General features: G+C 39.8%; 13 protein-coding genes. All 13 read left to right on the top strand.

What is annotated here, in order from left to right; all coding sequences use genetic code 11:
* Window positions 1-7: 7 nt before the first annotated feature.
* A complete protein-coding gene (locus HMPREF1504_RS02400; protein WP_016475805.1) occupies window positions 8-922 on the top strand; it encodes a P-loop NTPase in 915 nt (304 codons plus the stop codon).
* Window positions 923-929: 7 nt separating this feature from the next.
* Entirely contained in the window at window positions 930-2,033 is a 1,104-nt protein-coding gene (gene rodA / locus HMPREF1504_RS02395) for a rod shape-determining protein RodA (RefSeq protein ID WP_005377365.1), read from the top strand.
* 59 nt (window positions 2,034-2,092) lie between these two features.
* A complete protein-coding gene (locus HMPREF1504_RS02390; RefSeq protein WP_038123132.1) occupies window positions 2,093-3,976 on the top strand; it encodes a TIGR03960 family B12-binding radical SAM protein in 1,884 nt (627 codons plus the stop codon).
* Complete coding sequence (locus tag HMPREF1504_RS02385) at window positions 3,948-4,643, top strand: TIGR03936 family radical SAM-associated protein (protein ID WP_005377342.1); 696 nt, start codon at window positions 3,948-3,950, stop codon at window positions 4,641-4,643. The genes HMPREF1504_RS02390 and HMPREF1504_RS02385 overlap by 29 nt, the downstream gene beginning before the upstream one ends.
* Window positions 4,644-4,701: 58 nt before the next feature.
* Window positions 4,702-6,129: an Rne/Rng family ribonuclease gene (locus HMPREF1504_RS02380; protein WP_038123130.1), complete on the top strand. Its 1,428-nt coding sequence runs from the start codon at window positions 4,702-4,704 to the stop codon at window positions 6,127-6,129.
* A 28-nt stretch (window positions 6,130-6,157) separates the two neighbouring features.
* Window positions 6,158-6,733, top strand: coding sequence for a manganese efflux pump MntP family protein (locus tag HMPREF1504_RS02375; protein WP_038123127.1), 576 nt, complete (start codon window positions 6,158-6,160; stop codon window positions 6,731-6,733).
* Window positions 6,734-6,937: 204 nt separating this feature from the next.
* On the top strand, window positions 6,938-7,249 hold the full coding sequence (gene rplU / locus HMPREF1504_RS02370) for a 50S ribosomal protein L21 (protein WP_005377353.1): 312 nt from the start codon (window positions 6,938-6,940) through the stop codon (window positions 7,247-7,249).
* Between the two features lie 2 nt (window positions 7,250-7,251).
* The gene (locus HMPREF1504_RS02365) at window positions 7,252-7,566 is read left to right on the top strand and encodes a ribosomal-processing cysteine protease Prp (protein ID WP_005377366.1); all 315 of its coding nucleotides are present in this window, start codon (window positions 7,252-7,254) and stop codon (window positions 7,564-7,566) included.
* 12 nt (window positions 7,567-7,578) lie between these two features.
* Window positions 7,579-7,863 carry a 50S ribosomal protein L27 gene (gene rpmA / locus HMPREF1504_RS02360; protein WP_004696430.1) on the top strand — a complete coding sequence of 95 codons (285 nt, stop codon included), beginning with the start codon at window positions 7,579-7,581 and terminating at the stop codon, window positions 7,861-7,863.
* A 253-nt stretch (window positions 7,864-8,116) separates the two neighbouring features.
* Window positions 8,117-9,535, top strand: a complete 1,419-nt coding sequence (gene hydG / locus HMPREF1504_RS02355; RefSeq protein WP_016475799.1) for a [FeFe] hydrogenase H-cluster radical SAM maturase HydG — start codon at window positions 8,117-8,119, stop codon at window positions 9,533-9,535.
* A gap of 282 nt (window positions 9,536-9,817) precedes the next feature.
* Window positions 9,818-11,812, top strand: a complete 1,995-nt coding sequence (gene recJ / locus HMPREF1504_RS02350; protein WP_038123123.1) for a single-stranded-DNA-specific exonuclease RecJ — start codon at window positions 9,818-9,820, stop codon at window positions 11,810-11,812.
* Window positions 11,809-14,049 (top strand): bifunctional (p)ppGpp synthetase/guanosine-3',5'-bis(diphosphate) 3'-pyrophosphohydrolase, encoded by a 2,241-nt coding sequence (locus HMPREF1504_RS02345; RefSeq protein WP_005376171.1) that lies wholly within the window; start codon window positions 11,809-11,811, stop codon window positions 14,047-14,049. Before recJ ends, HMPREF1504_RS02345 begins: the two co-directional genes overlap by 4 nt.
* Entirely contained in the window at window positions 14,049-14,684 is a 636-nt protein-coding gene (locus HMPREF1504_RS02340) for an MBL fold metallo-hydrolase (protein ID WP_038123121.1), read from the top strand. The genes HMPREF1504_RS02345 and HMPREF1504_RS02340 overlap by 1 nt, the downstream gene beginning before the upstream one ends.

Genomic DNA, 14,684 nt, shown 5'->3' with positions numbered 1-14,684 from the left:
ATATACAATGGGGGATATAATCGGTCTTATCTCAGGTAAAGGTGGCGTAGGTAAAACGACGATAACAGCCTGCTTAGGGGCTGCGCTTAGCGAACAAGGATATCGAGTTCTTCTTTGTGATGGCGATTTTGGTTTGCGCGACTTAGATATTATCTTGGGAAAAGAAGATGAGGTATGTTTTGATGCATATAATGCATTAGAAGATAAATCCATGGCTGATGATGTAGTCATGAAAGTTCAGGATAATCTATATTTTTTGCCAGCTAGTCAAAGTGTGCGCTGGGAAGATATGGGGCGCAAAAAATATCGAAAACTTGTAAGCCACTTAGCTAAGTCTTATGATTATGTACTTGTAGATTGTCCTGCAGGTATCGGTCGTGGGTTGGAATCTATTGTAGAGCTAGCACAGCGGTTTCTAATTGTTACTCAACCTTTGTGGGTGTCCATACGAAATGCAGCACGTACCATTCAATTCTGTCGTGAATATGGCCATCGTGATTATGCCGTTGTATTTAATGCAGTCCGTACGGATCGGGATATGCCGAATATGTATGATATGCTCGATGCACTCGGTGCTGAATATGTGGGCTCTATATTACCTTATGACACACAAATACTAGATAATACACAGGATGGTGTACTCATTCAAGATATGCCAAAAGCATATCGCCATATGCTAGCTCCTGTAGTAGAGTACATAACCTCTGGAGATGCTTGGGATGAACAAGACCTTATTGAGCGCTTCAACGAAGTGACGACTGTAAAAGTTACTGAACCTTCTGTGACGGCCACATTAGCTCAGCCTGTTGAGTCCGATGATGATAATTCTACTAATCCTGTAATATATACAAATTCTTGGTCTACGCGAAATCGACTTCTTTCTGGTAAAGAAAGTATGTGGCGTCGGGTTCGTATAAAGTAGGTGCCATATGTTACAAAGAATTTGGCGTGATTGTGATTGGACAATCATCATATGTACACTATTACTTGTTGCCATGGGGGTAGTTGCCATCGGTAGTGCCACCCATATTAATCAAACAGGACTTCATTTTTCCACACTAGTAGCGAAGCAACTCATCTTCTTTCTTATTAATGTGGCCCTTGTGATTGGTATTCAATTTATGGATTATCATAAATTAAAAGATTGGGCTAACGGCATATATATAGTAACGATTATGTTGTTGTTAGCCGTAATCTTTGTAGGGACATCTGCCTTAGGTGCACAGCGTTGGATTCAGTTAGGGCCTATTACGCTGCAGCCATCAGAGTTTTCTAAATTACTGATGATTATCTGTATGGCAAAGATGTTAGAGTCTCGTTACAATAAATTAGATACCTTTAAATCTCTTGTTGTGCCTATCTTATATGTAGGCATACCTATTTTACTAGTATTCATGCAACCAGACTTGGGAACGTCCCTCGTTTATATAGCGATTTTTGTGGGCATGCTCTTTGTTTCTGGCATACGATTGCGCTTAGTTCGTATTATCGCTACGGTAGGCGTTTTACTAATGCCGTTAGCTTGGTTTGTTTTGAAAGACTATCAAAAGCAGCGGATTCTCGTATTTATGAATCCTGATATCGATCCATTTGGTTCTGGATATCATATCATTCAGTCTAAGATTGCTATTGGTTCAGGTACTATATTTGGTAAAGGATTATTTAATGGTACACAAAGTCAGCTAAACTTTTTACCTGAAAATCACACAGATTTTATTTTTTCTGTTATAGGTGAAGAACTAGGCTTTATAGGCTGTATCTTTGTATTAATTCTTTTATTTATGCTTATTTATCGAAGCATAAAGGTAGCATATTCATGTAATGATCGCTTCGGTATGTTATTGGCTACAGGGATTGGATCCATGTTATGCTTCGAGGTATTGGTCAATGCTGGCATGACCATGGGGATTATGCCGGTTACAGGCATACCATTGCCATTCATCAGTTATGGTGTTAGTGCGTTGACCACAAACATGATAAGTGTTGGTATTTTATTAAATATATCAATGCAGCGTAAAAAATATATTTTTTAGTTATCGTTCTAATTTAGGAATGAGTTTGAAAGAAGTCTTTCACAAAAGACGGAGGATGTATGATTCAATTAGATACGTCATGGTTACAACATGTCCAAAAACCAGCTCGTTATACGGGCGGTGAATATAACAGTATAGTGAAAGATCACAGTACTGTTGATATAACTATGGCGCTAGGATTTCCCGATGTGTATGAAGTGGCTATGAGCCATTTGGGTATCAAGATTCTATATGGCTTAGTCAATCGCCGTGAAGATGCAGTAGCAGAGCGTGTATTTGCACCATGGCACGATATGGAAGAGGAAATGCGAAAACGCAATATTCCCTTATTCTCTTTAGAAACCCGTACGCCTATAAAGGATTTTGATGTACTTGCGTTCACACTACAATATGAGATGAGTTTTACCAATATTCTAAATATGCTAGATTTAGCAGGTATACCGATGTATGCAAAGGATCGGGATATGGATTTTCCATTGCTCGTATGTGGTGGACCTTGTGCGTATAATGTGGAACCAATTGCGGATTTCTTTGACATTGTGTCCCTCGGTGAATCTGAAGAATGGGGCGATGAGTTTATCGACCTATTGAAAGCAGAAAAAGCGAAGGGATTCCCTGGTGGTAAAGAAGCTTTCTTGCGAAAAGCAGCACAAATCCCCGGTACCTATTGCCCAGCATTATATGATGTAGAGTATACGGAACAAGGCGATTTTAAATCGATTACACCAAGCTTTGAAGACGTACCTGCTACGATTCAAAAACGCATCATAGAAGATGTAGAACATGTATTTTTCCCTACAAAACCGGTGGTACCATTTTTGGATATCGTTCATGATCGGGCTGTTCTTGAGTTGTTCCGTGGTTGTACGCGAGGTTGTCGATTCTGTCAGGCCGGTATGCTCTATCGTCCTGTTCGTGAACGAACTCCTGAACGGTTGTTAGAAATTGCAAAAGAAACGATTGCAAATACAGGTTACAATGAGATCTCTTTGATGAGTTTAAGCTCTGCTGACTACTCCAAGTTACCAGAATTGGTAGATATGCTCATGGAAGAGTTTAAAGATAAACAGGTTAGCGTCAGCTTACCATCATTGCGTATCGATAGTTTCTCTATTGATATTGCTAAGAAGGTACAACAAGTGCGTAAAAGTGGCCTTACCTTTGCACCAGAAGCAGGTTCTCAACGCATGCGTGATGTTATCAATAAAGGTGTTAGTGAAGAAGATTTGCTAGCTGCTTGCACCAATGCTTTTAAATCCGGATGGAACACGGTAAAACTATACTTTATGATGGGATTGCCTACTGAGACTGATGAAGATTTAGCAGGTATTGCTAATTTGGCGTACAAGGTGCTTGATTTGCATCGCGATATTACGGGTAAGCGCAATGGTAGCGTAACCGTTAGTGTATCATTTTTCGTACCAAAAACACATTCTCCATATCAATGGTATGGTCAACAAGATGTGGAAGAAATCCATCGTAAGCAAAAATATTTAAAATCGCTTATTAATAATCGCAATATTTCCTATCATTATCATGATGGATATACCGGTTATATGGAGGCTGTATTTGCCCGTGGCGATCGTAGATTATCCAAGGTATTAGTAGAAGCATGGAAACTTGGTTGTAAATTTGATGGCTGGACTGAGTTCTTTAGCTATGAAACATGGTTACAGGCTTTTGAAAACTGCGGTGTTGATCCTGCGTATTATGCGCGTCGCACCCGTGATTTTGATGAGCCATTGCCATGGGATCATTTGGATTGTACTGTAAGCAAGGCCTTCTTAAAACGCGAATGGGAACAGGCCGTTGCTGAGAAATTAACGCCAGATTGTCGTCGTGGACCATGTAAGGGTTGTAATGTATGCCCTGAATTAGATACGGCTATTGTAGATTATAAGGAGGGTGGCAGAGTTGAAAAAATTACGTTTGGCCTTACATAAAGGCGAAGAATTACGATTCTTGTCGCATCTCGATTTTGCACAAGCCGTGGAGCGCATGATTCGTCGTGCAGAGATTAAGATGGCCTATTCTGAGGGCTTTAATCCGCACATGAAAATCAGTTTTTCTTCTGCCTTGGCATTAGGTGTAACGGCAGAAGCAGAATATATTGATATGGATGTGTTGGAAGATGATAGCTTAGAGTCTATTATGGCGCGATTAAATGCAGTGGCTCCTCGTGGACTTGAGGTTCTCGGTGGCAAGATCATGCCTGATAAGGTTAAGAAAATGATGGCCATCTGCAATTACGCAATCTACGAAGTAACAGGTCCTGTAACGGAACAGAATGTTGACTGGGATAGCTTACTTAAGCCTTTTAATGAGGCTACTGAAATTTCCTATGAAAAGGTTACCCCTAAAAAGACGCGTATTATCGATGTAAAAGAATTCGTAAAAGAACCGATTGTAGCGTCCGTGCACGATGGTATGGTGACACTAACGATGGGGATTGGTATTTATCCACAAGGTACTATAAAACCGAGTGAAGTATGGAATCTTGGCAAGGATCAATATAATTGGCCTATTACTTCTGGTTACGAAATTCACCGTAAAGCGATTATGGTAGAAAATGAAGAAGGTCGTTTTACACCATTAGAAATTAATTATTAAGGCTATGTGTTTGATTTGGCATATACTATAGTTAAACTGAACAGAAGGGAGGGATAGGATGCATAAAATTTTGGTCAATGTTATGCGCGAGGAAATTCGCATGGCTGTCATCGATGAAAAGGAACAGCTTATAGATTTTGTTTTGGAACGCACTGATGAGTCTCACATGGCGAATCATATGTACAAGGGTACTGTTAAAAATGTTTTGAATGGAATGCAAGCTGCTTTCGTTGATATTGGAGGCTCTCAAAATGCCTATTTGAACCTTCAACAAGGTAAGGAACAGAAAATATTGCCACGCCTATCTGTGGGGCAACAAATTCTCGTTCAAGTGGTGAAAGAAGAAATGCTTGGCAAGGGGGCACGCGTTACAGCAGATGTAAGTTTAGCGGGACGATTTATGGTGCTATTGCCCTATTCTGAAGGCATGCATATTTCAAAAAAGATTACCGATGAATCTATTCGTGCTCAATTACAAGAGTTGGCAGCGCCTTATGTAAAAGAAGGTTGTGGATTCATTATCCGTACGGCTGCAGCTAAGGCCAGTGCCGATGAAATCGCTCGTGATATGGACTACTTATGGCGCACATGGCAACATGTGTTAAAGCGATTTAAGGTTGCCAAAAGTGGTACAGATCTTTACAGTGATGCGGACTTTTGGTTTCGCCTCGTGCGAGATTACGCGCATCGCAATGTAGAGGAAATTATCGTCGATTCTGATATGGGCGAATCTCGACTGTTGGATCTTTTAGGACACGGACCTACCTCTCAACAAATCAAAGTAACACGCCACCGAGATAGTACTCCTATCTTTAAAGCGAACCACATTGAACCTCAATTAGAAGATCTTATCTCCCGCGATATTAATCTTCCTTCTGGTGGATCTATTCGCATTGATCATACGGAGGCCCTTACCGTATTTGATGTAAACTCGGCTCACTATACAGGGAAATCGAATAAGCTAGAAGACTTAGCTTTCACAGTTAATAAAGAGGCGGCCAAAGAAATTTGTCGCCAATTGCGCTTGCGCGATATTGGCGGTATTATCATCGTCGATTTTATTGATATGAAGGATAAAGAGCATCAACAAGAGTTATTAAAATTATTGAGTGCTCAGGCTAAACTAGATAAGATGAAAACCGTTGTCTGTGGTATTAGTTCGCTCGGTTTAGTGGAGATGACTCGAAAGCGTGCACGCCAAGGGTTACAAACCTTGATGTTTGATACATGTCCACAATGTGGCGGTACCGGATATATGTTGTCTGGTCGAACTGTATATATGCAGATTGTACGTCGGATTCGGGAACTATTTAAATCTGGTCGCATTAAATCTAATTTAGAAATTGAGGTCCACCCAGAGGTGGCACAATATCTAACCAAATCTGTACTCGATGATTTAGGTGCTTCTATTGGTCGGAGTATTTCAATCGTAGTGAATCCACAAATTAGCCGAGAAGGGTATTCTTTGATGGCTGTAGCAGAATAAGTAAGTCGTATATTGATAGGTGAGTATCGTGTCTGTTTTTGAAATCATTTTAATTAGTATTGGTCTGGCCATGGATGCCTTTGGCGTTTCTATTGGCAAAGGTTTGACTATGCCAGTAGGCGAAAATGGTCGAAAAGTGACCTTAGCCTTTTTATTCGGGCTATTTCAGTTTCTTATGCCCGTTATAGGATGGCTTATTGGTCGTCAGTTTATCGATGTTATCTCTGAATGGGATCATTGGATTATCTTTGGCCTTTTAGGATATCTTGGAATTGCTATGATTCGAGAAGGTCTTAGTGATGACGATGATGAAGATGATGATAAGCAATTCTTAGGCGCTTGGGAAATGATTATGCTCTCTGTGGCAACGAGCCTTGATGCGATGGCTGTAGGTTTAACCTTTGCCTTTTTACCAATCAATGTATGGGAGGCATCGACTATGATTGGTGTTATTACCTTTGGTACCTCTTTGATTGGTGTATATTTAGGTAAATTCATGGGCCAATTCGTAGGAAAATATGCAGACATACTCGGAGGCGGCGTCCTAATTCTTATCGGTACTAAGATACTCTTGCAACACCTTGGGATTATCGGAGAATTTTAAACGTTGTATATATATGAAAGTGTCAGAAACTGAGCGTATATAAGAGGATTTGTATTTGACATAGATGTGTAAATACGATATACTATATCAGTATTAGTTCGGTTTACTGAACTTTGCAATCCGCGTGAAGCAGGTTTAAACGCCCGACCGATGTTCGGGTCGGGATACCGAATTCAGCGAGTTCGATAACAAGGAGGTGTTCTCATGTACGCAATTATTAAAACTGGTGGTAAACAATATCGCGTTGCTGAAGGCGATGTAATTACTATCGAAAAATTGGAAGCAGCTGCTAACGATTCCGTAACATTCGAAGAAGTTTTGACTGTAGTGAATGACGGCGACGTTAAAGTTGGCGCTCCTCTTGTAAACGGTGCAAAAGTTACAGGTACAGTTCTTGAACATGGTAAAGGTAAAAAAGTTTTAGTATTCAAATACAAAGCTAAATCCAACTACCGTCGTCGTCAAGGCCATCGTCAACCGTTCACAAAAGTTCGTATTGAATCTATCCAAGCTTAATTATGGTTTCCATTGGAATCCAGCGGAACAAGGATAACCAAGTCATTGGTTGTCATATGTCCGGTCATGCAGGATATGATGAACATGGCTATGATATAGTGTGTGCAGCAGTATCTGTACTGTCTGCTACAGCTATATTAGGGCTTACCAAAATTGCTAAGCAAAAAGGTGAGTTTTCTAATAGCGAAGGCCAATGTGATATGGTCCTCTCTGGTGAAATAACCCGGAGTGGTCAGGATATATTAAATACTATGCTTCTCGGACTAGAAGAAATTAGTAAACAGTATCCAAAGTTTGTCCAAATACACGAAATATAGGAGGTGAACTTCATGTTTACTTTTGATTTGCAATTGTTCGCACATAAAAAAGGTGTGTCCAGTACTCGTAATGGTCGTGATAGTGAATCTAAACGTCTTGGTGTTAAATGCCATGATGGTTCCATTGTAAAGAGCGGTAACATCATCGTTCGTCAACGTGGTACTCACTTCCACCCTGGTACTAACGTAGGTATCGGTAAAGATGACACTTTATTCGCACTTGTGCCTGGTAAAGTAGCATTTGAACGTGCTGGTCGTTATAACCGTAAAGTTAGCGTATACCCTGTAGAAGCTTAATTTTACAAAGACTATTAATCCCTAGTGGCTTTCCACTAGGGATTTTTTGTATTATTGTTTAGGTGGATTATGGTTTATCGTATACAGTGCATTGGGAAAATGATTATTTGTTATAGTAAATTCCAATGCTTTTTAGTAGGAATAGTGGTATACTTAGTACAGTATCGGTGAAAGATTACTAAAATAGTAATGATATACTTTCACAGACCTAACTAGAGTGGCATGTCCACTGGAAAGATTTGAGGTAAGTACTATGTATGATGTAAAATCTCCTAAGGCGGAGGAATTTATTTCTCATCAAGAAATCCTTGATACTCTTGCCTATGCAGAGGAAAATAAAGAAAATCGCGAATTATTAGACCAAATTTTAGCTAAGGCGGCTACGTTTAAGGGGCTAAATCATAGAGAAGCGGCAGTTCTCTTAGAATGTCCGTTGCCTGAATACAAAGAAAAGCTATTTGCACTAGCTAAAGAAATTAAAAAAGCTATTTATGGTGACCGCATTGTATTGTTTGCGCCGCTATATTTATCTAATTATTGTATCAATGGCTGTGTATATTGCCCATATCACTCTAAGAACCGCGATATTAAACGAAAAAAATTGACTCAAGAACAAATTAAAGAGGAGGTTATCGCTCTAGAAGCGATGGGGCATAAGCGCATTGTTATCGAATCTGGCGAAGATCCTCTTAATAATCCTCTTGATTATATTTTGGAATCTATCAAGACGATTTACAGTATTAAAAATAAAAATGGTGAAATTCGTCGCGTTAATGTAAATATCGCTGCATGTTCCGTTGAAGATTATAAAAAATTGCATGATGTTGGCATTGGTACCTATACATTATTCCAAGAAACATATAATAAGGAAAATTATGAAGCTTTGCATCCAACAGGACCTAAGAGTGATTATGCGTACCATACAGAAGCGATGGACCGCGCTATGGAAGGTGGCATCGATGATGTAGGTATTGGCGTATTGTATGGTCTAGAACATTACAAATATGATTTTGTAGGCCTTTTGATGCACGCCGAGCATTTAGAAGCTGTTCATGGTGTAGGCCCTCATACGATTTCTGTACCTCGTATTTGCCCTGCTGATGACATCGATGTAGATGATTTCAGCAATGCTGTACCGGATGATATCTTTGAAAAAATCGTGGCTCTTATTCGTGTATCTACACCGTATACTGGTATGATTATGTCCACTCGTGAAAGCCAATCTATGCGTGAACGTGGTTTGGCATTAGGCATTTCCCAAATCAGCGGTGGCTCTCGCACTAGTGTAGGCGGCTATAAAGAAGAGGAAAAACCAGAAGATAACTCCGCACAATTCGACCGTAGCGATACGCGCACATTGGATGAAATTGTAGATTGGCTCTTGGGCCTTGGTTATGTACCAAGTTTCTGTACCGCTTGTTATCGTGCAGGACGTACTGGCGACCGCTTTATGGCGCTTGCTAAATCCGGCCAAATCCATAACTGTTGCCAACCTAATGCATTAATGACGTTGAATGAATACATCATGGATTACGGCGATGAAAAGACGAAAAAACATGGTGCCAAGGTTATTGAAGACCAATTGGAAAATATCAAGAATGATTTGGTAAAAGATAAGGCAAAGGCTTACATTGCTCAAATGGAAGATGGAAAACGAGATTTCCGTTTCTAGTTTTTTGCTAATATTTCATGTGTAAAAAATAGTATATAACTATATGAACAAGCACTGCTTATTATGATAATGATAATAAGCAGTGCTGTTTTGTTGAGAAAAACAAGTGAATTTTATATGAAAGATAAAGATAAAACCCTTTATTTATGTGGATGTTTATAGTATAATGTAAGAAATTGATAATGATAATACATATATTAAATTTATTGATATTGATTATAAACTTAACGAAAATATAATGATATTGTATATCTTGTAATATATTTTACCGAGGATGGAATGATGAAAAAGAAACGTTGGCATATTATGCCAAGGAATGTAGAAAAAGAGAATACATTGATCCGTGAACTCGGTGTAAATCCGATTGTAGCAAGATTGATGGTGAATCGGAATATAGATAGCGATGAAGGCCATCGCTTCTTAGAAGGTACACTTAAAGATTTGCTTGATCCCTTTACCTTAAAGGATATGGAAACGGCGGTTGCGCTCATCTTAGAAACCATAGAAGCAAAAAAATCTATAGTCGTCTATGGAGATTATGATGTGGATGGTATTACGGCTACATCGCTGTTATATCGCTTTTTAGTTAAAATGGGGGCTCGTGTAAGTTATTACATACCGGAACGGCAAAGCGAAGGATATGGATTAAATTTAGAGGCATTAGAGCATATTATCTCTGATGGCGCATCTTTAGTGATAACCGTGGACTGTGGTATTAGCTCTTATGATATTGTGGAGGCCGTTTGTGATCGCATCGATATCATTATTACAGACCATCATACGGCACCGCCTCAAATTCCACCTGCCCGTGCCGTTATCAATCACAAACAACCAGATTGTCCTTATAGGGATAAAAATTTATCCGGTGTGGGGGTTGCATTTAAACTATGCCAAGCATTATGGTTGCGTCAATGCGGAGAGTGGTATCTTGATGATTTAGATATCGTTGCACTTGGAACCGTTGCTGACGTCGTTCCGTTGGTTGGAGAAAACCGCATCATCGTTCAGGCTGGACTTAAGAAGATGAACGAGTTGCCTAATTTAGGCATCGATAAACTTATCGATGTGGCCGGCTTACATGATAAAACGATCACCGCAGGCCATATTGGATTTACCTTAGCACCGCGCCTAAATGCGGCAGGCCGCGTTACTCATGCAACGCGTGCCGTTGAGCTACTTGTTACGGACGATGTAGATTTGGCAGAGACCATTGCTCAAGAATTACAAGAAACGAATATGGAACGTCAAGAAATAGAACGCTCTATTCATGAAGAAGCCCGCGCTAATGTAGCTGCTCAAGGTCATCTAGCTGATTATGTAACAGTAGTAGCTGGAGAAAATTGGCATCCCGGTGTTATCGGTATCGTCGCATCGCGATTGGTAGAAGAGTTTTACAAGCCTACACTTGTTATTAGCATTGATAATGGCGTAGGTAAAGGCTCTTGTCGTAGCATTGAAGGGTTTAATATTTATAATGCATTAAAATCCTGTGAAGATATATTGATTCAATTTGGCGGCCATGCCGCAGCGGCTGGATTTAGTATAGATGCTAGCCGTATCGATGAATTGCGTCATCGTTTAACAGAATATTGTAAGGTTCAAGTTTCTCCTGATGAGTATATTCCCGTTGTATCCATTGATGCCACATTGCCTGTTGATGATATTGATGTAGATATCGTAGATCGTGTGTCAGCCTTAGAACCATATGGAATGGGGAATAGCACACCTATATTTGGCGTTATGGATGCAAAGGTGCAGGACATTATGCTGATGGGGCAACTCAAAAATCACTGTAAGGTGATTTTAGCCACCGCCAATGGTAGCGTTGATGCTATCGCTTGGAATCGCCCTGATTTGTTTAGACATATTTTTCAAGGCATGAATGTGAAAGTTGCCTTTACACTTCAAAAAAATGAATGGCAAGGTTTTGTATCTCCACAACTCATGATTCAAGATATAGAACCTATCATAGAAGAACCTATTCAATTAAGTGCTGAAGGTTTACGTGAAATATATACAATTGTACGCCTCGCATTAAAAGGCGGTGCTAATTCTTTATACCATGTGGAACAAGAAATTTTGCGGCGTAAACCCACCAATCAAAATGGTTCATCTGCATTGATGGCCCTTGATGTGTTTAAAGAATTAGGTATTATTAGCGAAGAAACGAACGATAATGGACAAGCGATGATCCGTTGGAATGTCATCAATGGTAAGCTTGATTTGACAACATCCGTTACGTTTATTACATATAGTCCGCAGGAGGTGATACAATGATGACCATAAATGAAGAAGGCAAAGCCTTAGTTGAACAAAAAGGCTTTAATAAAGAAGAGGCCTTAAAAGAGTTTATGGATTATGTGCATTCGTATCTAGGAGATGATGAATGCGACCAAATCATGAAGGCTTTCACCCTTGCAGATAAAGCCCATGAAGGTCAATTTAGAGCCTCTGGTGAACCGTATATCATGCACCCTCTTGCCGTGGCAGAGATTTTGGCGCATTTGCAAATCGATCATATTACATTGATTGCAGCCTTGCTCCACGATGTCGTTGAGGATACGGAGTATACAAAGGAAGATATTGAAAAATTATTTGGCTCTGAAGTAGCGTTCCTCGTTGATGGGGTAACAAAATTAAATCAGTTCCAATATGAAACTAAAGAAGATCGCCAAATGGAAAATTATCGCAAGATGATTTTAGCCATGGCGAAAGACGTGCGCGTTGTCGTTATCAAACTGGGTGACCGGTTGCATAATATGCGTACCTTAAAGCATATGCGTAGCGATAAACAAAAACGCATTGCTAAGGAAACATTGGAGATTTTTGCTCCTTTAGCTCATCGCCTTGGTATTTTCAACGTAAAATGGGAACTGGAGGATTTATCCTTCCGGTACCTAGAACCAGATAAATACTATGATCTCGTTGATCAAATGAAACAAAAGCGTCAAGCCCGTGAAGATATCGTTAACGATACGATGGAACAATTGACGAAGGCTCTTGGTGAGGCCGGTATCAAAGCGGATATCAAGGGACGACCAAAGCATTTTTATAGTATCTATAAAAAGATGAAAAAGGATAATCGCGACTTGTCTCAAATTTATGATTTATTGGCTGTACGCGTTATCGTTGATACTGTACCGGATTGTTATGCCGTTCTAGGTATTGCTCATAGCATTTGGAAACCGTTGCCTTATCGGTTTAAAGATTATATTTCCATGCCGAAATCCAACATGTATCAATCATTGCATACTACGGTTATTGGTACGATGGGGCAACCTGTAGAAATCCAAATTCGTACATGGGAAATGCATCGTGTTTCCGAATATGGCGTAGCTGCCCATTGGCGTTACAAAGAAGGTAATAAGGGCGCTGATAAAGAATTTGACCAAAAGGTTGCATGGCTTCGTCAAGTGTTAGAATGGCAAGATACGTCTAACCCTAAGGAACTTGTTAATGCTTTGAAATTAGATGTATTCTCTGGTGAGGTATTCGTATTTACACCGAAGGGTGATGTGGTTAAGTTGCCTATCGGTTCTGTACCACTCGACTTTGCTTATCGCGTTCATACCGATGTAGGTCATCGTTGTGTAGGGGCAAAGGTTAATGGTAAAATTGTGCCTCTGGATTACACATTGCAAAATGGGGATATCGTCGATATCATTACCTCTAAAACTGGTAAACCAAGCCTTGATTGGCTCAATATTGTAGGCTCTTCTGAAAGTAAGAACAAAATCCGTAATTGGTTCAAACGAGAAAATAAAGAAGAAAATATTGAAAAGGGTCTTGAAGCCCTTGAGCGCGAAGCAAAACGCCTCAATTATAGTTGGAAAGAGCTTTGCTGTGATAATCGCATTCAACAAGTTGTAAAACAGTTGAAGTCCAATACTGAAAATGAACTATATGCCGCTTGTGGCTATGGTGGGATACCGGTAAGTACCGTTCTATTGCGATTGGTTGAACTATACAAAAAATCAAAAGAGCATGAAGATGCTCGTAAAACAACGGAACAAATCATAGAAAAGTTAAAGGTACAAGGGGCCAAAAAAGCTAAGAATGGCACTGGTGTTCTCGTAAAAGGCGAACCTGGTGTTATGGTTCGTATGGCGAAATGTTGTAATCCTGTACCAGGAGACGATATTATTGGTTATATTACAAGAGGTCGTGGTGTTTCTGTACATCGCTCTGATTGTACAAGCCTTGGTCATACACCGGAAGATCTAGAGCGTATGATTGAAGTTTCGTGGGATGAAGCATCGAGTGAATCCTTCCATGTAGGCATCGATATTCAAGCCTATGATAGATCAGGAATCCTCATGGAGGTAATGGCGGTGCTTTCAGAATTGAAAATTACCATTACCAATATGAACGCCAAAGTTCTTGAAAACACGAAAAATGTAATGATCAACATCGTTGTTGAAATTCGAGATATATCGCAACTTGATTTTGTTATGACTAAATTGCGTCGTATCCGTGAAGTGTATACGGTACAACGTAGCAAAGGTGGTGCATAATGGATACATCAAATTTAGTTCTCATGCGTATGCCGTTGGGACCGCTTGGAACCAATTGTTATGTGATAGGCGATAAGGAACAGGGTGAAGCGTTCATTATCGATCCTGCTACGACAGAGGTACTCGATGCTTTAAAAAAACATAATTTAAAGCCGAAAGCAGTTCTCTTAACTCATGGTCATGGGGATCACATCGGTGGCGTACAAGGCATTGTAGATGCTTACGATGTGCCTATCTATATACATCATAATGATGTGAAATACTTAAGTGATCCGGAATTGAATCTAAGCAATTATAGCAATCCTACACCGATTACCGTAAAAGGGCGCATTATAGAGGTTCATGAAGGTGATCACATCACATGTGGTGCTATTGATTTGACAGTATACGAAACACCAGGTCACACACCTGGCGGCGTATGCTACTATATGCCGGGTTTAGTATTTGTTGGGGATACTTTATTTAATCAATCTGTGGGGCGTACTGATTTTGTAGAAGGTGATTATGATGCCCTCATCAACGCGATTAAAACAAAGTTATATACATTGCCAGACAATACAATGGTATATCCTGGACATGGTCCAGAAACACAAATTGGTTATGAAAAACAATATAATCCATTTGTAGGTGCTTAA

It is taken from the genome of Veillonella sp. ICM51a, from assembly GCF_000524355.1.
GTDB classification, from domain to species: domain Bacteria; phylum Bacillota; class Negativicutes; order Veillonellales; family Veillonellaceae; genus Veillonella; species Veillonella atypica.
The sequence above is the reverse complement of the archived record's forward strand: the minus strand, read 5'-3'. Positions and strand labels throughout refer to the sequence as shown.

Excerpts from the sequence above, each read along its gene's own strand:
- recJ (WP_038123123.1), top strand. The coding sequence starts at position 9,818 with ATGAAAAAGAAACGTTGGCATATTATGCCAAGGAATGTAGAAAAAGAG.
- HMPREF1504_RS02340 (WP_038123121.1), top strand. The coding sequence starts at position 14,049 with ATGGATACATCAAATTTAGTTCTCATGCGTATGCCGTTGGGACCGCTT.
- HMPREF1504_RS02390 (WP_038123132.1), top strand. The coding sequence starts at position 2,093 with ATGATTCAATTAGATACGTCATGGTTACAACATGTCCAAAAACCAGCT.
- rpmA (WP_004696430.1), top strand. The coding sequence starts at position 7,579 with ATGTTTACTTTTGATTTGCAATTGTTCGCACATAAAAAAGGTGTGTCC.
- rplU (WP_005377353.1), top strand. The coding sequence starts at position 6,938 with ATGTACGCAATTATTAAAACTGGTGGTAAACAATATCGCGTTGCTGAA.
- HMPREF1504_RS02365 (WP_005377366.1), top strand. The coding sequence starts at position 7,252 with ATGGTTTCCATTGGAATCCAGCGGAACAAGGATAACCAAGTCATTGGT.
- rodA (WP_005377365.1), top strand. The coding sequence starts at position 930 with ATGTTACAAAGAATTTGGCGTGATTGTGATTGGACAATCATCATATGT.
- HMPREF1504_RS02380 (WP_038123130.1), top strand. The coding sequence starts at position 4,702 with ATGCATAAAATTTTGGTCAATGTTATGCGCGAGGAAATTCGCATGGCT.
- HMPREF1504_RS02345 (WP_005376171.1), top strand. The coding sequence starts at position 11,809 with ATGATGACCATAAATGAAGAAGGCAAAGCCTTAGTTGAACAAAAAGGC.
- HMPREF1504_RS02400 (WP_016475805.1), top strand. The coding sequence starts at position 8 with ATGGGGGATATAATCGGTCTTATCTCAGGTAAAGGTGGCGTAGGTAAA.
- hydG (WP_016475799.1), top strand. The coding sequence starts at position 8,117 with ATGTATGATGTAAAATCTCCTAAGGCGGAGGAATTTATTTCTCATCAA.